The following is a 392-nucleotide window of genomic DNA, read 5'->3' as shown; positions in this document are numbered from 1 at the left end:
ACCAACCAAACTACTTCCAAGAAAGGAATGGACAAGTGTTGTATACCCCTATTATAAACGCTCAGTTTGAAATTATCTACTATTGTCTGAAAGAAAATATCAGACAACAGGAAATGCTTGAAAAATACCGAGAATTAACGCGTTCCCTTATTGAAGAACGTGATCAGTTTTTAAAGCACTCCCGTGCTCCAAAAGCATCGGAACCTCTTAATCTTCCATATAAACATATGGAAATAGATGACCTTCCAATCATTAGAAAGGTACATGATTTAGATTATCAACGTATTCTAGATTATTCCGAAGACCTCGGTAAACCGATTAAACCTATTCGTCGGCGAAAAACATCACCTCAACTATCTAAAAAAGAAAAGTGTCCACGCTGCCATGCGCCT

General features: G+C 37.5%; 1 protein-coding gene. It reads left to right on the top strand.

Going from position 1 to position 392, the window contains the following annotated elements:
- Nucleotides 1-35 precede the first annotated feature (35 nt).
- A partial coding sequence (locus ACYQ2O_RS12920) for a hypothetical protein (protein ID WP_459796798.1) occupies nucleotides 36-392 on the top strand: 357 nt, incomplete at its 3' end.

The organism is Alkalibacterium sp. m-11 (genome assembly GCF_054658155.1).
The sequence above is the reverse complement of the archived record's forward strand: the minus strand, read 5'-3'. Positions and strand labels throughout refer to the sequence as shown.